This is a genomic window from Streptomyces sp. Q2, from assembly GCF_056820935.1.
Window position 1 is genome coordinate 40,998 of record NZ_JBXEJE010000006.1, and the last position, 17,773, is coordinate 58,770.

Consider the following 17,773-nt stretch of genomic DNA (forward strand, 5'->3'; position numbering starts at 1 on the left):
AGGGACCCAAGGGGAACTACTCGGGAGGAACGATGGATCATTCGCGGGCGCCGGTGCTGGAGGCGTTGCAGGAGTTCCGGCGGCGTGGAGACGTGGCCTACGGTCCGCCGGGGCACAAGCAGGGCCGCGGTGTGGACCCGCGGGTGCTGGAGATCGTGGGGCTCGACGTGTTCCGCTCGGACGTCCTGTCCCTCAACGGGCTGGACGACCGCCGCCAGTCCCAGGGCGTGCTCAGCCAGGCCCAGGAACTCATGGCCGACGCGGTCGGCGCCGAGCAGGCGTTCTTCTCCACGTGCGGCAGCTCCCTGTCGGTGAAGACCGCCATGCTGGCCGTGGCCGGCCCCGGTGAGAAGCTGCTGTTGTCGCGCAACGCGCACAAGTCCGTGGTCGCGGCCGTCGTCGTCAACGGGGTCGAGCCGATCTGGGTCCACCCGAAGTTCGACCGCGAGCGGCATGTCGCCCACCCGCCGGAGCCCGACGACGTACGCCGCCGCCTTGAGGAGCATCCGGACGCCAAGGGCATGCTGCTGATCACGCCGACCGACTGGGGCACCTGCGCGGACGTCAAAGGCGTGGCGCGGGTGTGCCACGAGTTCGACGTCCCTCTCATCGTCGACGAGGCGTGGGGCGCCCACCTGCCGTTCCACCCCGACCTGCCGGCCTGGGGCATGGACGCCGAGGCCGACCTGGTGGTCACCAGCGTCCACAAGATGGGCAGTGCGATCGAGCAGAGTTCCGTCTTCCACCTCCAGTACGACCGGGTGTCGCCCGAGGCTCTCAGGCAGCGGGAGGACCTGCTCGGCACGACCAGCGCCTCGACCCTGATGTACGCGACCCTCGACGGCTGGCGCCGTCAGATGGTCGAGCACGGGCGTGAACTCCTGGACGCGGCGCTGCGCCGCGCGGATCGGATCAGGGTCGCGGCCGGTGAGCTGCCGGGGCTGCGGCCCATGGCTGAGGAGATCGTCGAGGAAGGGCTCGCCGCCTCCTTCGACCACCTGAAGATCGTGATCGACGTGCGGGAACTGGGCATCAGCGGTATGCAGGCGACCGAGTGGCTGCGCACCCACCGGCACGTGGACCTCGGCGGCTCCGACACCTGCCGTATCAGCGCCTCCATCACGCACGCCGATGACGACGAGACCGAGAAGATCCTGCTGGACGCCCTGAGCGCCCTCGTCGACGGCGCCGACTCGATCGAACACCGGCCGCCGGTCCACCTGCCGGAGCCCTCGACGCTCGAGCTGGAGCAGGCCATGCTGCCACGCGACGCGTTCTTCGCCGAGGTGGACCATGTGCCCGCGGAGCGCGCCGCGGGACGGATCGCCGCGGAGATGATCAGCCCGTACCCGCCGGGCGTGCCCGCCATCGCGCCCGGCGAGGTGATCACCGACGAGGTCCTCGACTACCTGCGCAGCGGCGTCGAACACGGCGTCCTGATCCCGGACGCGGCCGACTCCTCGGTCAGGACACTGCGGGTGGTCGCGCGGCGGTGAGCGCCGGGCGGCTGCGCCGCGGTCGGGCACGATGCGCTGCCCGTGACGGCACGGTGCTCCGACAGCACCAGGGCAGTTCCCGATCTTCCTGATGGTGGGGGCGGCATCGCCTGACATACCGTCAGTCAGTCCCAGTCCCAGTCCCAGTCCCAGTCTCCGCCGCCGTCGTACGACCGGTGCGCGACGCCGGCAGCGGCGCGGCCCGCCCAATGCGCTCAAGGCCCGGCGCGGGCGGGCCGAAGGTTCGACAAGACCCGCGCCGGGCCACCGGCGGCCCGCCCTCCACGGGGAGCGCCGATACCGCTCCGAAACCTCCGGCCCGCACCGTGACCAGCACCACGAACAGGGGCCGCATCGGGGGGACTCCGGCGCCCCAACGCCCGCTCCGCCGAAGCCGGTTCAGGGACGCTGCGGCGGTACGCCCTGGTGCACCAGATGCGGATCCGTCACCGCCACGGGCAGCACGATCTCATCGATGCGCGCCATCAGGTCCGCCTCCAGCGTCACACCGGCCGCCTTCGCGTTCTCCACCACCTGCTCGGGCCGGGAGGCGCCGACGATCGCCGCGGACACGTTGCTGTTCTGCAGCACCCACGCGACCGCCAGCTGAGCCAGGGTCAGGCCGGCCTCGTCGGCCAGCGGCTTCAGCCGCTGCACCGCGTCGAGCACCTCGTCGCGCAGGAAGCGGCCGATCATCGCCGAGCCCTTGTCGTCCGTCGCCCGCGACCCGGCCGGCGGCTGCTGCCCCGGAAGGTACTTGCCGGTCAGCACACCCTGGGCGATCGGCGACCACACGATCTGCCCGATGCCCAGCTCCTCACTGGTCGGCACGACCTCACCCTCGATCACCCGCCACAGCATCGAGTACTGGGGCTGACTCGACACCAGCGGGATGCGCAGCTCCCGCGCCAGTGCGTGCGCCCGCCGTATCTGATCGGCCGTCCACTCGGAGACGCCGATGTACAGGGCCTTGCCGGAGTGGACGACGTCGGCGAACGCCTCCATGGTCTCCTCCAGCGGCGTGAACCGGTCGAACCGGTGCGCCTGGTAGAGGTCCACGTAGGAGGTCTCAAGCCTGCGCAGGGAGTTGTCGATCGACTCCATGATGTGCTTGCGCGACAGCCCTCGGTCGTTCTTCCCGGGGCCGGTGGGCCAGTACACCTTGGTGAAGATCTCGATTCCCTCGCGACGCTCGCCCTTCAGCGCCCGCCCGAGCACCGACTCGGCGCGAGTCTCGGCATAGGTGTCGGCGGTGTCGAACGTGGTGATGCCTGCGTCGAGAGCGGCTCGCACACAGGCGACTGCGGCTTCCTCCTCGACCTGTGAGCCGTGGGTCAGCCAGTTGCCGTAGGCGATCTCACTGATGATCATGCCGCTGTTGCCGAGATGCCGGTATTCCATCGTTGAACCCCTCAAAGCGTAGGTGTGCTCATGATCCCGCCTGGGCCGGTCGCTGATGCGACCGGCTCAAAGAGATCATCCACCGAGGGACAGGCGGGGCGCGAGAGCGGCATGTCATCTCACCCCGGCAGATCGGGTGACCACCGCGGCTGCCCATGAGCGTTCGCAAGGACACGGGTGGATCCCGGCCGATAGCCTGATGACGGCTGGCAAGTCCAGCGTGTACTCAGCCGGAGCTATCAGCGACCGCAGCACAGGAGGAACCGTGGCCGGTCAGTTCGAGGCGACGACCGAGATCAACCGCCCTGTCGAGGAAGTCTTCGCCTTCCTCGCCGACGGCACGAACGACCCTGAGTTCAGCCCCAGGGTCCAGAAGATCACGAAGACGCCGCAGGGGCCGACGGCGGTGGGCACGGTCTTTACGAGCACGGTCAAGGACGCCGGTATGAAGACGGGCCGGGAGTTCCGGATCACCGTATTCGAGGCTCCCCATCGCATCCGCTGGACGGAGATCTCGAAGAACCTCGTGACGGCTGACGAGGGTGGCTATGAGCTGGAGGCAACCGGACCGGCCACGACCAGGGTGCGGATCTTCAATGTCCTGGAGGGCCACGGCATCGGAAAGCTGCTGGTGGGCTTCGCCCTGGCTGCGGCACGCAAGGATGGGCCCGCGTTCGGACAGCGGATCAAGGCGGCGGTGGAAGCGTCGTAGGGCGTGTGGCTGGTGCGACATCAGTAGCTCTTCGACGGCTCGGCGATCATGTGGTCGCGTGTCGGTGTGAAGGCGCCGCCTAGGACTGGGCGGCACCGCGCAGGTGTTCGGCGAGCGCCGCGATCGCCGTCGGCTCGGCGCGGTCCTTGACTCCCCAGGCCAGCAGATGGCGGCGGCGGGCCCAGGAGTCCTGCAGTTCGCACATGTCGAGGGGCTGGTGGGGGTCCACGGCGCGACGCGGCACGACGGCGAGCCCGACGCCGGCGGCGGCCAGGGCGACGAGGACGCCCAGGTCGGCGACAGTGGTGCGGTGGCGCACCACCGGAGCGTGCGGCCCCAGGCGCTTCTCGATCCAACGGCGCAGTGACGATGGGGCGTTGAGCCCGACAAGCGGATGCTCGGCGACCTCGCTGTAGGTCAGCGCGGTCCGTCCGGCGAGGACCCCTCCGGCCTGGCCGATCACGACGAGAGAGTCGTCGCCGAGCGGCTCCGTGCGCAGGCCGCAGTCGCGGGCCTCGCCGTCGAGGATGATCCCCAGGTCCGCCTCTCCGTCGGCGAGCATCCGCACGGTCTGCGGGGTGCGGCTCTCGGACACCGTGACATCGAGATCCGGGTGGGCGCGGAGGAACGAGATCAGGGCCTGTGGCACCAGCCGATGCATCGCGGAGCCGCCGCCGAGCAGAACGAGCGGAGCGGTTGGCGAGCGGGTGTAGCTCGCGACGGCGCTTTCGAGCCGGGCGGTCTGGGCGAGTACGTCGCGTGCGTGGCGGGCCAGGGTCGTCCCCGCGGGCGTGGGCCGCACGCCCCGTCGGCCGCGGATCAGCAGTGCCACGCCGGCGTGGTGTTCCAGTGAGCGCACCCTGGCGCTGGCCGAGGGCAGACTCAGGTGCATGCGGTGGGCCCCGGCCGTGATCGAGCCCTCCGTGACGATGTGGAGAAACAGCCGCAGGTCGTCCAGGTCATAGCGCACCGGATCAGACTAAGGCTGAGACTTAGGCTGACTCCGCCGATGGCGCATTGTGGACCCATCCGTCCCGGGGCGATGCTCGGCGGGTGTTCGAGTTGTCGCTTGTCCTGCTGGCCGGTGTCGCCGCCGGGGTGCTGAACGCCATGGGTGGTGGGGGCACCTTCGTGGCGCTGCCCGCCCTCGTGGCGTTCGGCCTGTCACCGGTGACGGCGAACGCGATGTCGCGGGTCGCTCTCGTCCCCGGTGCCGTGGCCGGCGCGTGGGTGTACCGGCGTGAACTCGCCCCGGTCGGGCCTACGTCCACGAAGACGCTGACAGCCGTCAGCCTGATGGGCGGCGGCGTCGGTGCGGGCCTGCTGCTGGTGCTGCCGGGATCGTCGTTCGACGCGGCGGCGCCGTGGCTGCTCGCCTTCGCCACGGTGATCCTCGCCTTCGGGCGGCATCTCTCCAGCGCGTTCACCAGCGTGCTGGGCCGCTCGGTCGGCATGAGTGCACCAGCCGTCCTGATCGGTCAGTTCTTCCTCGCCGTGTACGGCGGGTACTTCGGCGGTGCCGTAGGCATCCTGATGCTGGCCCTGTGGAGCATCGGCCTCGGCCTCGACGCCGCGGCGACCAACCCGATGCGGATCGCCCAGCTCGCGGCCATCTACCTCAGCGCGACAGTGCTGTTCCTCGTCGCCTCGGACGCACTGAGTGCTCCGCTTCTCCTCGTCGTCATGCTGGTCGGCGCCGTGGTCGGGGGCTTTGCCGGCGCCCACCTCGCCCGCCGTCTCCCCGCCCGGCTGCTGCGGGGTGTCATCTTGACCACCGCCGTGGCCATGACCGTCCTGTACTTCCTGCAGGGCTGAGCCTGCGGGGACGTTCAGTCGTTGGCGGCGCCGTAGCGCAGTTCTCCGTCGTGCGGGAGGAGGTAGCCGATGCCCCGTGTCTGCGGCATCCGGCCGTTCAGGGTGGCGGCGTCGGCGCAGCCCGAGGTGTCGAATCCGATGTAACCGGCGCGGAAGTCGGCGGTGCGGAACGCCTCGGTTCCCACGGCCGCGAGCCAGTCGTCAAGAACCCGGGACCTGAAGAACTGCCGGCCGCTCTGGTGGTAGGAGATGCCGGCGCGGTCGAGGGCGCTGAGAGGAATGGAGAAGTCCAGCCAGTCGATGGTGTCGGCTTCCTCTTCCAGAACCGCGGCGCAACCACACGTCACGAGCCGGCCCGTGGGCAACCGAACCTGCCCTTGCAGGTGGCCCAACCTCCTCAGCGACTCCACCGTGCACTCCACGGGCTCCAGATCCCGGGACTCACGGGACCGGTCACCGAAACACCCCTGAACGCCCGCCGCGGACCACACCGCGGTCAGGACGCGCTGCAGCCGGGCATCGCTCCGCGGCCCCACTTCGATGGCCAGGTCGTAGGAGCCGCCTGCCCAGTTCTCGGCCGCGCCGATGGCGTGTGGAGTACCCATGTCGCGATCATGACGGATCAGCAGCCGGACCGGCATCCCATTACCTCGCCCACGGCCGCTCTTGCCACGGCGGGTGCCGAGCTGGCACGCTCAGGGGCGTGATCAAGAGAATCGAGTCCGCTGTCCGCCTGTGAGCGTGACGCCCGGGACTGGACTGCCCGGCACCCCGACCACGCTGTTCGGCCATGCGCTCCGACTGCATCAACAGTCGCCGGACAAGCCCCTTCCACGCGACGGTGAGCCGTATCCCGATGAGGAACTGCGCCGCCGTGAACCCCGCCCGAAAGCGCCGCGCGACCGCAGGCTCGTGGGCGTCGACGTCGCCCGGATACTCGCCGAGCACTTCGCCGATCCGAACGCCGTGCCGAGTGCGCTGAGCGACCGCTTCCACGACGTCCACGTACCGATTCACTACAACGAGCACATCGCCAACGCCGCCAGGACGGCTGGGGAGGTCCGAGCACGGGAAGCCGGTCGGTGGCTGGTACGGCACGGGACCCATACCTCCACCGTCACGGTCGGGTCGGCCCTGCTCGCTGCCGTTGCCAGGGTGGGTGACATCCCACTGATCCAGACCATCGGACTACTCTCCTGCACCTTCGGCCCGCTCGCGGCGCGGGGCCTTGAACGCTTGCCTGGCGGCGCTGACGCACTCATCTGGCTGGCGGAGCGGGTGACCGGCTGGGGCCGGGTGTATGTGGTGGAGGCTCTGTGCCGGCTTGTGGACGGCGACCCGGTCGTCCGGCCCTGGCTCTTGCGGAGGTCGGTCGACGGAGACTGCCTCAACGGCTACTTCGCGGGCCAGGTCGCGCGGGTGGCCGGACTCCACGAGGCTGTCGCGGCGTTCGGGGACGACGCGGAACTGGTCGACCACACGACCCGGCTTCTCCATGTGATGACGTACGGCGAAGGCATGGGCACTTCACTCCGTCGCTACCCGTACGCGGCCGTGGTCCTGGAGGCGCACGTCCGCTCGCTCGGAGACCTTGTCCCAACGGTCGAGCGCTACTTCGCCGCGGCGATCCTCTCCAGCGCCGTCGCCGGCATCGACCAGGCACTGTGGGACATCGCCGGCAAGACCTACGGCGTCCCCGTGCACCGTCTGCTCGGCGGCCCGGTCCGTGACCGCGTCCGGATGTACGCCTGGATTGGCGGAGACCGCCCGAGCGACGTGGCCGAACTGGCCAAGGAACAGGTCGAGGCCGGCTTCACCGCCGTGAAGATGAACGCCTCGGCCGAACTCGCCGCCATCGACACCCCTGCACGCACCGCCGAGGTCGTCGAGCGCGTCGCGGCCGTGCGGGAAGTGCTCGGCGACGAGCGGGACATCGCCGTCGACTTCCACGGCCGCGTCTCCACCGCCATGGCCCGCCGCCTGCTGCCCCTGCTCGAACCGCTGCACCCGGTGTTCGTCGAAGAACCCGTCCTGCCGGAACACTCGGGCCATCTGCGCAGCCTGGTGGAGTCCACGAGCATTCCACTCGCCACCGGCGAACGCCTCTACTCCCGCTGGGACTTCCGCGAGGTCATGACCAGCGGCATCGCCGTCGCCCAGCCCGACCTGTCGCACGCCGGAGGCATCTCCGAGATCCGCCGTATCGCGGCCATGGCCGAGACGTACGACGTCGCCATGGCCCCGCACTGCCCCCTCGGCCCCATCGCCCTCGCCGCCAGCCTGCAGATCGCCTTCGCGGTTCCCAACTTCCTGATCCAGGAACAGAGCATGGGAATCCACTACAACCAACAATGCGACCTGCTGGACTACGTGATGGACCCGGAACCCTTCCGCTTCCACAACGGCTACGCCGTCCTCAACTCCCGCCCTGGACTGGGCGTCGAGATCGAGGAGAAGGCCGTCCGCCGCGCCGCCGAGACCGGGCACCGCTGGCGCAACCCCGTATGGCGCGGCGCCGACGGATCATTCACCGAATGGTGACCCACCGACCGTCCACCGAATCACCCGCTCAAGGAGAGCACCAACCCATGAACCTGGTGGAACCGCTCCGAGTTCACCGACTGCTGGCGATCGTGCGCGGAAAGGACACCGACGCGGCACTGCGCACCGTCCTCACTCTCGCCGAGGAAGGCATCGCGGCCATCGAGGTGTCGCTGACCACCGCCGACGCGTTGACGGTGATCAGGCGGGCGCGTGCCGAACTGGGCCCAGGCGCAGTGCTCGGCGCCGGGACCGTCCGGTCGGCCGCGGACGCCGCCCGAGCCGTCGACGCCGGAGCCTCGTACCTCGTCACCCCGGCACTGGTCGACGGGCTGGAGCCCTACGGCATACCCGTGCTGATGGGAGCCCTGACACCGAGCGAGATCGAACTCGCCCTCGCCCGGGGCGCCGACGCGATCAAACTCTTCCCCGGCTCCCTGGGCGGGCCCCCCTACCTGGGCGCCCTGCGCGACCCGTTCCCCGAGGTGCCGTTCGTGCCCGTCGGCGGCATCGACGCGGCGGTCGCCCGCGACTACCTCGCCCGGGGCGCGATCGCCGTCGGCGTGGGCTCCCCGCTGATCGGCGACGCCGCCGACGGCGGCGACCTCGACCAACTCCGCGGCCGCGTGGCCGCGTTCCGCACCGCCGTCACCCGGGAGACGCCATGACGACGCCGGCTCACCAGGCCGCGCCCGAAGTGGTCACCTTCGGCGAGACGATGGCGGCACTACGGGCCCACGGCATGCTACGGCTGGGCGGAAGTCTCGGCCTGTCCATAGCGGGAGCCGAATCCAACGTCGCCATCGGCCTCGCCCGGCTCGGACACCGGGTGCGCTGGGCCGGCCGGGTCGGCGCGGACGAACTCGGCGAGCTGGTGCTGCGTACCCTGCGCGCCGAGGGCATCGACCTCGCCCACGCGGTCACCGACGACACCGGGCGGTCCACAGGACTGCTGCTGACCGAACCACGGCTGGGCACCCTGACCCGCGTCAGCTACTACCGGGCCGGTTCCGCGGGTTCGGCCCTCTCACCGGCCGACGTGCTGCCCGCCCTCACGTCGGGAACCCGCGTCCTGCATCTGACCGGCATCACCCCGGCGCTCGGTCCGTCGGCGGCCGAGGCGACCGCGGCGGCCGCGACGACGGCTCGCGATGCCGGCATCACCGTATGCCTAGACGTCAACTACCGCTCCCGGCTGTGGAGCGCCGACCAGGCGCGCACAGTGCTCCGTCCTCTACTGAACCGCACCGACCTGCTCATAGCCTCCGAGGACGAGCTGCCGCTGATGCTGGAACGCCCCGACGCGGGCGAGGGCGACGGCGTGAAGAGCCTCCTGGCCGCGGGTGTCAAAGAGGTGGTCATCAAGCGCGGCGCCCGCGGGGCGACCACCTTTACCGCCGACGGCGCCACCGACCGCTCGGCGCGGCAGGCCGACGCCGTCGATCTGGTCGGCGCGGGCGACGCCTTCGTGGCCGGATACCTGTCGGGCCTCCTCCACGACGCGGACATCCCGGCACGCCTGCACCGAGCCGTCACCACCGCGGCCTTCGCGGTCGGCACCCCGGGCGACTGGGAGGGCCTGCCGACGCAGGACGAACTCGGCCTGCTCGACCAGCCGGACGGCACCACGATCCGCTGACGAGGAGAGCGACGATGACATCCGCCGCACAGCAGTCGACGACGATCGTGGTCCACGGCGGCTACGAGCTCGCCGAAGGGGGGCGTTGGGTCGACGGCCGGTTCGTGTACGTGGACATCCTCAGCGGCGGGCTCTTCGAACTGCGCGACGGTACCGACCCGACGCCGCACCAACTGGCCCGGCTCGACGTGCCGTTGGGCGCCGTCGCCCCGGTACACGGCCGGCCGGACACCTGGATCGCCGCCGCGGGCACCGGCATCGCGCTCCTCACCGCCGACGGGCGGCTGGCATGGCTGGACCGTCCCGAGGACCGTACCCCCGTGCCCAGCCGGATGAACGACGGTGTCGCGGACGCTGCGGGCCGCTTCTGGGCCGGCAGCATGCCCTACGACGGCACCCCCGGCGCGGGCTCTTCGGCGGCGTAGGCGGTCCAGTCGTGCTTTGGAAGATCGTCCGCATCAACTGAGCGCTGCCATCCTGCTCACCGTCGGGCTTCGTGAAGGCCTCCTGCCGGCTCGGGATCGCGATGCGAACCGAGCTCCAGGAGGCCTTGTTCCGTGTCACGCGAAGAGGGCCGGCGCCCTGAGGGAAGGCGGGACGCCGCGGGTCAGCCGGGCCATGTGCCGGTCAGGCGGCGGGTGGCGGCCGCGCCGCCGCGGTCGACCATGGCTTTGACGCCGGCGAAGATCGCGCCCTGGAGGACCGCTGCCGACAGGGTCTCGCGCCAGGTGCGGTCCTCATCGGTGGAGTCGGGGGCGTCCTCTTCGTGTCCGAGCTTCTTCCAGACCTGCTTGAACACTCCACCGGCCAGTACGCCGCTGGTGGCGCCGAGTGCCAGGCCGACGGGCTTGTAGGCGATCTTCGAGGCTTTCATCGCCGCCTCCTGGCACGACGTACGAGCAGCAGGGCGATGGCCGCGCCCGCCGCGACGAACAGGGGTGTGCGGTTGGCCTGCGCCATCCGCATTCCCTGGTCGGCTTTCTCGCGGACCGGCTCCGGGGCCTTCTCACGGGCCAGCTCTCCGACGTGCACGGCCGTGTCGCGCACCTGCACGGTGGCCGCGGCCGCCTTGGTGCGTACCGGTTCAGGGGTCCTGTCCTGCACCAGATGGGCCGCGTGCGTCGCCTTGTCCCGCAGCTGGGCCGTGACTTGGGTGGTCCTCTCGGTGACCTGCTGCCTGACGGCCGTCGTCTTCTCGTGGGCACGGGTCTTCACGTCGGTCTTCGCCGCGAGAGCCTCGACGGTCTCGCCGAGTTCCTCACGGGTCGCCTCGACCTGCTCGCGCAGTTCCTCCGGGGAGGGTGCCCCCTCCTTGCCCGGGTGCGGCTTGTCCTGGGTCATCGCTGTGCCTTCTCCCTGATCTCGGCCACGTCGGCCTTGACGCTGCTCATCGTCCGCTCCGGTGTCGGCGGGGAGGCCTTGCCGATCTGCTGTTTGCCGAGCGCGGCCATCACGGCGGTGACGGCGGCCAGGACGCCGGTGACGATCAGCGCCGCCACCCACACGTCCATGCCGAGCGACAACGCGGCGATCGCCGTGGCCACCAGTGCCTGCAGCGTGAGGACACCCACCAGGCCGGCGCCGCCGAACAGACCGCCGCCCTTGCCGAACCGCTTGCCCTTCTCGGTCATCTCCGCCTGCGCCAACCGCATCTCGTCCCGGACCAGCTGCGACAGCTGTCGCGAGGCCTGCTGGACCAGGTCGCTCACCGGTTCCTGCGCTGCTCCGCCGGTGCGGTGGGGGCCGTCTGTTGTCATGGGTGTTCACCTGTCCTTCGTCGGTGCTTTCGGCGTACGTGGCGGCTTCGTCCATGCGACGGACCCGAGGAAGCCGAAGGCGGCAACGGAGTGAACGACTGCCAGGCGCCCCGTCGGACCGCACCTCGGCCCCTCCATCGGGTCCATCACGTCCATCAGGTCCATCAGGTCCATCAGGTACTTCGGGTTCCATCAGGCCTCAGGATTCAAGGCGGCGACGGTCCTCTTCGTCCCACTTCCGGGTGTCACGCGGCCGGACGTACGGCTCGTCTCCGACCGGATGACCGCCCGCGACAGCCCGCTGCCGGGCCAGCTCCGCGTCGAATTCCAGGCCGAGCAGGATCGCCAGGTTCGTGATCCACAGCCACACCAGGAAAATGATCACGCCCGCGATGGCGCCGTAGGTCTTGTTGTACGAGCCGAAGTTCGCGACGTAGAAGGCGAATCCCGCCGAGGCGATCATCCAGATCACCAGGGCCAGGAAACTGCCCGGCGTGATCCAGCGGAAGCCGCGGACCTTCGCGTTCGGGGTCGCCCAGTACAGGGTCGCGATCATGATCGTGACCAGGATCACCAGCACGGGCCACTTCGCGATCGACCACACCGTCAGGCCTGTGTCACCGACCCCGAGCGCGGTGCCGACCTCTTTCGCGAGACCGCCGGTGAACACGACGATCAGCGCGCTGATCACGGCCATGACCATCAGCACCACCGTCACGCCGACCCGAACCGGCAGCACCTTCCACACCGGACGGCCCTCGGGGATGTCGTAGACCGCGTTGGCGCTCCTGATGAACGCGGCGACATAGCCGGACGCCGACCACACCGCGAGCACCAGGCCCACGATCGCCATGATCGAGCCGAGCCCCGCGTTGCCCTGCATCTGCTGCACCGCGTTGCGCAGGACATCCTGCGCCGCGCCCGGAGCGAGCTTCTGGATGTTGTCCAGCACCTGCTGCGTCGCCGACCGGCCGACGATTCCCAGCAGGGACACGAGCGCCAGCAGGGCCGGGAACAGCGCGAGGATGCCGTAGTAGGTCAGCGCCGCCGCCCGGTCGGTCAGCTCGTCCTTCTTGAACTCTTTGAGCGTGCCTTTCAGCACCGTCCCCCATGAGCCTTTGGGCAGGTCCTTCGGCCTGTCCGGTGCTTGCCGCTCCACCTGCTCGTCCGGACCGGCACTGGGTGCCCGCGCTGCCTCGGTCTCCTGGTCCGCCGCAGTCTGCCCGTTGTGCCTGCCATGCCTTCTGATCGTCCTTGTCATGCCGCACGAGTATCCGACCGAACATCGCTTATGCGTTCATTTGCGACATTTAGGGCAACGGGCGGACAGGATGCGTGCCGCGTTCGAGAACTGTCGCGGAAACCGGCTCCGAACGGGTGGACTCGCACGAACGCCTACCGGGCGGGAGCTCCTCCCCAGCGTCCGGATGGTGACGTGACGTTGTCCACCTGACCCCTGACCCCTGACCCGGAAGAGGCGTTCCGACATGCGACGTACCCCCTCCCGCCGTCTGTTGGCCGCGGCGCTGCTGGTGGCGTCGGTGGTGGCCCCGATGGCAGCGGTGCCCGCCACGGCCGTCCACGCCGCGGACGCCGACCGGTACGACAAGGACGAGTGCCCACCGGAGGGCCTGGGGCCCGAGCTGACCGCTCGGTTGGACAAGGCCGTCAAGGACGTCCGCCGGCAGGCCGGCATTCCCGGCGTCGTCGTCGGACTGTGGATGCCGGGCAAGGGGAACTACGTGCGCGCGACCGGCGTCGCCGACACCACCACCCGCAGGCCGATGACCAAGGACCAGTTCTTCCGCATCGGCAGCGAGACCAAGACCTTCACGGTCACCGCGCTGCTCAAGCTCGTCGACGACGGTCGGATCGGGCTGGACGACCCGATCTCCGCCTACATCGACGGCGTGCCCAACGGCGAGCGGATCACGCTGAGGCACCTGGCCGAGATGCGCAGCGGCCTGTTTCCCTACAGCGCCGACCCGGACTTCGAGCACGATCTGCTGAGCGACCCGAGTCGCTCGTTCACCCCGCAGGAGGTGCTCGCGTACGGCTTCAAGCACCCGAACACCTTCGCGCCGGGGCGGGAGTTCCAGTACTCCAACAGCAACCTCGTCCTCCTCGGCCTGGTGATCGAGAAGGTCAGCGGTCACCGCCTCGCCGACTTCATCGACAAGCGGGTGCTCCGCCCGGCCCGCCTGCGCCACACGTTGTTCCCACAGGGCCCCGAGTTTCCCGAGCCGCACCCGCACGGGTACACCAACCAGACGCTGAGCGGTGAGATCGAGGACGCGACGGACTGGAACCCCAGCTGGGCCTGGGCGGCCGGGGCGATGATCTCGGACCTGCACGATCTGCGTCACTGGGCGAAGATCGTCGCCACCGGCACGCTGCTCAGCCCCGAGACCCAGGCGCAGCGACTCAAGACGCTGCCGACCGGCTATCCCGGTACGAGCTACGGCCTCGGCATCTTCACATCCGGTGGCTGGATCGGACACAACGGCTCCATCCCGGGCTACGAGACCGTGACCGTCTACCTGCCCTCGAAGAAGGCCACCTTGGTCGTCATGCTCAACACCGACATCACCGACGAGGGGCAGGAACCGTCCTCGCTGGTCGCTCGGGCGATCACCGAGATCGTCACCCCGAACAACGTCTACGACCGCCCGGTCCCCCCACGCTGAAGCGTCAGGGCGCCCCGCACCAGGCGGCCCGGCCTGACGGTGTGGTGGGCCGAATCTCCGTTGCGGAGGAGGCCCGCCGCCCACGATCCTGACGCCATGGGGTACTCCGTATGCGGCTGAGGCTGCGTCAGTTCAGGCCCCGGACCGGGCCGCACCTGCACCGTGTCGTCCAGCCTCGGCAGCCGCTTCGCCACACCTCGCTGCGCGCCCCGAAGCCCATCGGCCTGCTGCTCGGCGACCACGACGGGCTGAACCGCCTCGCGGGCCTCTTCTCCTTCGCCGCCTACTCCCGGCACACGATCGTCCACGTACCGCTGCGCGCCGGCTTGCCGCCCGACGAGGGGGTCGGCGAACCGGTCGACCTCGTCCTGGCCCACCACACGCTCGGCCTGCGCCCCAGCCAGTGGCCCGAACTGCGGCGCAGGCTGGTGAACGGCACTCCGCTGACCGCCCGCACCGACGAGGCACGTACCGCTCGCGACGCCGCCTCCTGGCGAGACCGATGGGAGCGGGCCGACTTCCGGGACGAGCTGCGGCACGCCACCCACGCCCGAACGCTCTTCCTGTTCGGCAGCAGGGACGTCTTCGCCGAGACCGTCACGTACTTCGCCCACGCGGCGGGCTGGGGCCCGCACCAGAAGGGCGTCGTCAAAGGCCACTCGGCGCTCATGGCGGCGCTCCCGACGCTGGTCCAGGAGCCGGGTGGCGGTCACCCCATCGAGGTGCTGATCAGCTTCAAGCCCTATCCGCCTTATGCCCACTTCAGGCGGCCGGGGCGCTGAGCCGAGCAGCCGTACGCAGACCTGGGCGCACGGTGCACCGAGCCCATCGACAAGCATAATCTGTATTCACTTGTCGTCACCCGATGTGGTGCGCTCGTATCCCGCATTGCGCTTGACCTGGGTCAAGATCGGCGACAAGGGCGGCTCCGCGAAAACTTTCGCCGCACGGGGTATGGACGCTGTCCCGCCAATGTGTGCACACTATCGCCGTCTCGGATCATCTGGAGGCGGACGGAGCCGACCCAGGCCGCCAGTGAGCCCCACAAGGGTGCCCAAGAGCTCCCGCCGCCGACAGTGACCGCATCAACTCAGCACCGGGCGTCGCACCACCACGTCGCACCGGCCGCCGACCGTGCAACTTCCGTACCCGGTCGGCCTCCACCAAGACTCATGGCCGCCGGCCGGCTCCTGTTCCCGCGCGATCGGACCAGGGGCACGCGCCCGGCGTCCGAGGAGGTCACATGCCACCGCTCTCCGCAGAACCTCACCGATCCACCGGCCCGACCGCGCCCCGCGCCCCCCACCAGCCCACACGACGGCTCACTGTGGCCGTCTTTCCCGGCGCCGGTGACGTGCACCTGTACCACGCCCTCGACTCCGGGTACTTCGACCGGGCGGGACTGGACGTGAACCTGGTCGAAGTCGCCTCCTCCGACCAGCAGTTGGCCGGCTGGAACAAGGGCGACTACGACGTCATGCACACCTCTCCCGACCACCTGCTGCGTTCCGTACTGAAGCGGGATCCGGTGGCTGTCCGGGCCGAGGGCATCGGCGAACTCGCCGTCCACCGGCATCCCGGCGCACCACAGCCGACGGACCGTTGGGCCGTCGACAACGCCCAGAGCGCCTTCGCGTTCGTGCTGCGTGCCGTACTCGCCGACGTCACCGGCCTGTCGGTGGCCGAAAGCCGGCTCGACCCGGTGGGCGGTACCTTGCAGCGGTTCCGGGCACTGCCCGCCGGCACGGTGGACGGGACCACCCTTCATCCGCCCTTCGACGTCCTCGCCGCCGAACAGGGATACCCCCGCCTCGGCGGCCACCTCCAGGCCGCGCCCGACCTCATCACCAACGTGGTGCTGACCCCCCGCGCCACCGCCACCACCTGGTACATCCGCGACTACCTCAAAGTCTGCGGCGCCAGCACGTCGCAACTCCTGACCTCCGGTGCACCGGCCATCGAGGCAGCCCTGGTCGGGCACGGTTGGCCCCCGGCCACCGCCCAGGCCGCCGTCCCCGGTCTTCTGGGCCCCGCCGGCCTGTCGACCTCGCCCGAGGTGACCCTGCGCGGGCTGGAGGCGGTGGCAGAACTGCGCCGCCGCTTCGATCCTGCCTGGCGGCCCGCAGGCCCGCTCCAGTCCCTGATCGGGCCCGAGCAGGGACATTGACGGGCCCGCACCCGCCACCGAAAACAGCCCCGATCCGTGAACAGGCTGATTCCGCCTGCGTGCCGTGAAGCGCCGGCCGGTCGGCGGCCACGGCACACCGCTCACCCCACGCCGCATCAACGGCGAGACACGCCTCCCCGACAAAGCAATGTGAGAGGAAAACGTCATGCACGACGACAGTCGCGAAACAAGTCCTGGCAACGCCACCTGGCGGCCGGTGACTCTGCTGGTGCTCGCCATCTGTGGGATGACCGTCGTCTGCGACGGGTACGACGTGGTCATATTCGGCGCCGTGATTCCTTCCCTCCTTCATGAGCCGGGCTGGAACCTGACTCCGGCCGGTGCCGGTCTGATCGGTTCCGTGGCCCTGATCGGCATGCTCCTGGGATCCCTGACCGTCGGCACGCTCACCGACACGCTGGGGCGGCGCAGGATGCTCATCGGGTGCCTGGCCTGGTTCTCGGTGATGACGGGCCTGTGCGCGCTCGCGCCCTCCCCGGAGGTTTTCGGCCTGTTCCGCTTCCTCGCCGGTCTCGGACTCGGCGGTGTGCTGCCGACAGCCACCGCCCTCACCGGTGAGTACTCGCACCCGAAAACGCGCAACCTGGTCTACGCGATCGTGTTCAGCGGCTTTCCGGTCGGAGGCATCATCGCCGCCCTCACCGGCATCTTCGTCATTCCGCGGTTCGGCTGGCACACGATGTTCCTGCTCGGTCTCCTGCCGCTTCTCCTCGTCGTGCCCCTGGCTGTCAGGTATCTGCCCGAGTCGATCGCGTTTCTCCAGGCGAAGGGCCGAAACGCGGAGGCCGAGAAGACAGCCGACCGTTGGCAGATTCCGCTGGACGACGTCCAAGTAGACGTATCGGCTCCCGACAAGCAGCTGACGGGACGCGACTCGGGCAGCATGTCCTCGGTCAAGGCCCTCTTCTCGCGCAACTACTTCCTGGCGACGGCCTGCTTCCTGGCCATGACGTTCCTGTGCCTGTTCATGATCTACGGACTCAACACCTGGCTCCCGGAGATCATGCGCCGGGCGGGCTACTCCTCCGGCTCCGCGCTCGGATTCCTCCTCGTGTTCAACATCGGTGCCGTCGTCGGCACGATCATCATCGCCCTGGTGGCGGACCGGCTCGGCTCGAAGCCGGTCATCGGCACGACCTTTCTCCTGGCGGCGGCAACCGTGATCGTGCTCAGCCTGCGGCTGCCCACGGCGGCGCTGTACCCGGCCGTCGCGCTGGGAGGCGTGGGGACGATCGGAACGCAGTCGTTCATCCTCGCCTACGTCTCCAAGCACTATCCCGTGCGGATGTGTGCCACGGCGATGGGCTGGACGCTGGGATTCGGCCGTCTCGGCTCGATGCTCGCGCCGCCCCTGCTCGGACTGATCATCGGCGCCGGGCTGGCGCTCCAGTGGAACTTCTACGCCCTCGCCGTGCCCGGCATCCTCGGGGCCGTCCTGATCGGGCTGGTACCCCGCCCGCCGGGAACGCCGGCCCCCGCGAAGCAGGGGGGCGCGGGCGGGTCGGCGCGCCCTGTGCTGGAACACGGCTGATCCTCC

The 17,773-nt window shown here is 69.8% G+C and carries 18 protein-coding genes; 11 read left to right on the forward strand and 7 right to left on the reverse strand.

All coding sequences use genetic code 11. From position 1 onward, the window contains the following. Positions 1-32: 32 nt before the first annotated feature. Positions 33-1,496 carry an aminotransferase class I/II-fold pyridoxal phosphate-dependent enzyme gene (locus ACWBNA_RS08365; RefSeq protein WP_482703594.1) on the forward strand — a complete coding sequence of 488 codons (1,464 nt, stop codon included), beginning with the start codon at positions 33-35 and terminating at the stop codon, positions 1,494-1,496. A 399-nt stretch (positions 1,497-1,895) separates the two neighbouring features. Here the strand turns inward: ACWBNA_RS08365 and ACWBNA_RS08370 are convergent, their stop codons facing one another. Then, a complete protein-coding gene (locus tag ACWBNA_RS08370; RefSeq protein WP_482703595.1) occupies positions 1,896-2,897 on the reverse strand; it encodes an aldo/keto reductase family protein in 1,002 nt (333 codons plus the stop codon). Between the two features lie 265 nt (positions 2,898-3,162). Here ACWBNA_RS08370 and ACWBNA_RS08375 point away from each other — a divergent pair, with 265 nt between their 5' ends. Continuing rightward, a complete protein-coding gene (locus tag ACWBNA_RS08375; RefSeq protein ID WP_482703596.1) occupies positions 3,163-3,609 on the forward strand; it encodes an SRPBCC family protein in 447 nt (148 codons plus the stop codon). A 79-nt stretch (positions 3,610-3,688) separates the two neighbouring features. Here ACWBNA_RS08375 and ACWBNA_RS08380 read toward each other — a convergent pair whose 3' ends face one another. Next, on the reverse strand, positions 3,689-4,579 hold the full coding sequence (locus ACWBNA_RS08380; protein WP_482703597.1) for a LysR family transcriptional regulator: 891 nt from the start codon (positions 4,577-4,579) through the stop codon (positions 3,689-3,691). A gap of 83 nt (positions 4,580-4,662) precedes the next feature. Here ACWBNA_RS08380 and ACWBNA_RS08385 point away from each other — a divergent pair, with 83 nt between their 5' ends. After that, positions 4,663-5,424: a sulfite exporter TauE/SafE family protein gene (locus ACWBNA_RS08385; protein ID WP_482703598.1), complete on the forward strand. Its 762-nt coding sequence runs from the start codon at positions 4,663-4,665 to the stop codon at positions 5,422-5,424. A gap of 14 nt (positions 5,425-5,438) precedes the next feature. On the opposite strand, the gene ACWBNA_RS08390 is transcribed toward ACWBNA_RS08385, so the two are convergent. Then, a complete protein-coding gene (locus ACWBNA_RS08390; protein WP_482703599.1) occupies positions 5,439-6,029 on the reverse strand; it encodes a hypothetical protein in 591 nt (196 codons plus the stop codon). A gap of 913 nt (positions 6,030-6,942) precedes the next feature. Here ACWBNA_RS08390 and dgoD point away from each other — a divergent pair. From dgoD to ACWBNA_RS08410, 4 genes are read left to right on the forward strand one after another with little or no spacing between them, the layout of a single operon-like run. Beyond that, a complete protein-coding gene (gene dgoD, locus ACWBNA_RS08395) occupies positions 6,943-7,965 on the forward strand; it encodes a galactonate dehydratase (protein WP_482703758.1) in 1,023 nt (340 codons plus the stop codon). Positions 7,966-8,012: 47 nt separating this feature from the next. Further along, a complete protein-coding gene (locus ACWBNA_RS08400; protein ID WP_482703600.1) occupies positions 8,013-8,633 on the forward strand; it encodes a bifunctional 4-hydroxy-2-oxoglutarate aldolase/2-dehydro-3-deoxy-phosphogluconate aldolase in 621 nt (206 codons plus the stop codon). Then, complete coding sequence (locus tag ACWBNA_RS08405; protein WP_482703601.1) at positions 8,630-9,604, forward strand: sugar kinase; 975 nt, start codon at positions 8,630-8,632, stop codon at positions 9,602-9,604. Before ACWBNA_RS08400 ends, ACWBNA_RS08405 begins: the two co-directional genes overlap by 4 nt. 14 nt (positions 9,605-9,618) lie before the next feature. Then, entirely contained in the window at positions 9,619-10,029 is a 411-nt protein-coding gene (locus ACWBNA_RS08410; protein WP_482703602.1) for an SMP-30/gluconolactonase/LRE family protein, read from the forward strand. Positions 10,030-10,211: 182 nt separating this feature from the next. Here ACWBNA_RS08410 and ACWBNA_RS08415 read toward each other — a convergent pair whose 3' ends face one another. The 4 genes from ACWBNA_RS08415 to ACWBNA_RS08430 all read right to left on the reverse strand — a co-directional run bounded on the left by ACWBNA_RS08415 (position 10,212) and on the right by ACWBNA_RS08430 (position 12,622). After that, positions 10,212-10,478, reverse strand: coding sequence for a DUF4235 domain-containing protein (locus ACWBNA_RS08415; RefSeq protein ID WP_482703603.1), 267 nt, complete (start codon positions 10,476-10,478; stop codon positions 10,212-10,214). Then, complete coding sequence (locus ACWBNA_RS08420; RefSeq protein ID WP_482703604.1) at positions 10,475-10,945, reverse strand: DUF3618 domain-containing protein; 471 nt, start codon at positions 10,943-10,945, stop codon at positions 10,475-10,477. Before ACWBNA_RS08420 ends, ACWBNA_RS08415 begins: the two co-directional genes overlap by 4 nt. Then, the gene (locus ACWBNA_RS08425; protein WP_482703605.1) at positions 10,942-11,361 is read right to left on the reverse strand and encodes a phage holin family protein; all 420 of its coding nucleotides are present in this window, start codon (positions 11,359-11,361) and stop codon (positions 10,942-10,944) included. The genes ACWBNA_RS08420 and ACWBNA_RS08425 overlap by 4 nt, the downstream gene beginning before the upstream one ends. 199 nt (positions 11,362-11,560) lie before the next feature. Next, complete coding sequence (locus tag ACWBNA_RS08430; protein ID WP_482703606.1) at positions 11,561-12,622, reverse strand: YihY/virulence factor BrkB family protein; 1,062 nt, start codon at positions 12,620-12,622, stop codon at positions 11,561-11,563. A gap of 226 nt (positions 12,623-12,848) precedes the next feature. On the opposite strand from ACWBNA_RS08430, the gene ACWBNA_RS08435 reads away from it, so the two are divergent. From ACWBNA_RS08435 to ACWBNA_RS08450, 4 genes are all read left to right on the forward strand, one after another. Beyond that, entirely contained in the window at positions 12,849-14,048 is a 1,200-nt protein-coding gene (locus ACWBNA_RS08435) for a serine hydrolase domain-containing protein (RefSeq protein ID WP_482703607.1), read from the forward strand. Between the two features lie 110 nt (positions 14,049-14,158). Next, the gene (locus tag ACWBNA_RS08440) at positions 14,159-14,830 is read left to right on the forward strand and encodes a hypothetical protein (protein ID WP_482703608.1); all 672 of its coding nucleotides are present in this window, start codon (positions 14,159-14,161) and stop codon (positions 14,828-14,830) included. A gap of 545 nt (positions 14,831-15,375) precedes the next feature. Then, positions 15,376-16,215, forward strand: coding sequence for an ABC transporter substrate-binding protein (locus ACWBNA_RS08445; protein WP_482703609.1), 840 nt, complete (start codon positions 15,376-15,378; stop codon positions 16,213-16,215). Between the two features lie 166 nt (positions 16,216-16,381). After that, positions 16,382-17,767, forward strand: coding sequence for an MFS transporter (locus ACWBNA_RS08450; RefSeq protein ID WP_482703610.1), 1,386 nt, complete (start codon positions 16,382-16,384; stop codon positions 17,765-17,767). Positions 17,768-17,773: the final 6 nt, after the last annotated feature.

Coding starts and splice junctions, on each gene's coding strand:
- ACWBNA_RS08365 (WP_482703594.1), top strand. CDS start 33: ATGGATCATTCGCGGGCGCCGGTGCTGGAGGCGTTGCAGGAGTTCCGG.
- ACWBNA_RS08370 (WP_482703595.1), bottom strand. CDS start 2,897: ATGGAATACCGGCATCTCGGCAACAGCGGCATGATCATCAGTGAGATC.
- ACWBNA_RS08390 (WP_482703599.1), bottom strand. CDS start 6,029: ATGGGTACTCCACACGCCATCGGCGCGGCCGAGAACTGGGCAGGCGGC.
- dgoD (WP_482703758.1), top strand. CDS start 6,943: ATGGGCACTTCACTCCGTCGCTACCCGTACGCGGCCGTGGTCCTGGAG.
- ACWBNA_RS08400 (WP_482703600.1), top strand. CDS start 8,013: ATGAACCTGGTGGAACCGCTCCGAGTTCACCGACTGCTGGCGATCGTG.
- ACWBNA_RS08405 (WP_482703601.1), top strand. CDS start 8,630: ATGACGACGCCGGCTCACCAGGCCGCGCCCGAAGTGGTCACCTTCGGC.
- ACWBNA_RS08410 (WP_482703602.1), top strand. CDS start 9,619: ATGACATCCGCCGCACAGCAGTCGACGACGATCGTGGTCCACGGCGGC.
- ACWBNA_RS08415 (WP_482703603.1), bottom strand. CDS start 10,478: ATGAAAGCCTCGAAGATCGCCTACAAGCCCGTCGGCCTGGCACTCGGC.
- ACWBNA_RS08420 (WP_482703604.1), bottom strand. CDS start 10,945: ATGACCCAGGACAAGCCGCACCCGGGCAAGGAGGGGGCACCCTCCCCG.
- ACWBNA_RS08425 (WP_482703605.1), bottom strand. CDS start 11,361: ATGACAACAGACGGCCCCCACCGCACCGGCGGAGCAGCGCAGGAACCG.
- ACWBNA_RS08430 (WP_482703606.1), bottom strand. CDS start 12,622: ATGACAAGGACGATCAGAAGGCATGGCAGGCACAACGGGCAGACTGCG.
- ACWBNA_RS08435 (WP_482703607.1), top strand. CDS start 12,849: ATGCGACGTACCCCCTCCCGCCGTCTGTTGGCCGCGGCGCTGCTGGTG.
- ACWBNA_RS08440 (WP_482703608.1), top strand. CDS start 14,159: ATGCGGCTGAGGCTGCGTCAGTTCAGGCCCCGGACCGGGCCGCACCTG.
- ACWBNA_RS08450 (WP_482703610.1), top strand. CDS start 16,382: ATGCACGACGACAGTCGCGAAACAAGTCCTGGCAACGCCACCTGGCGG.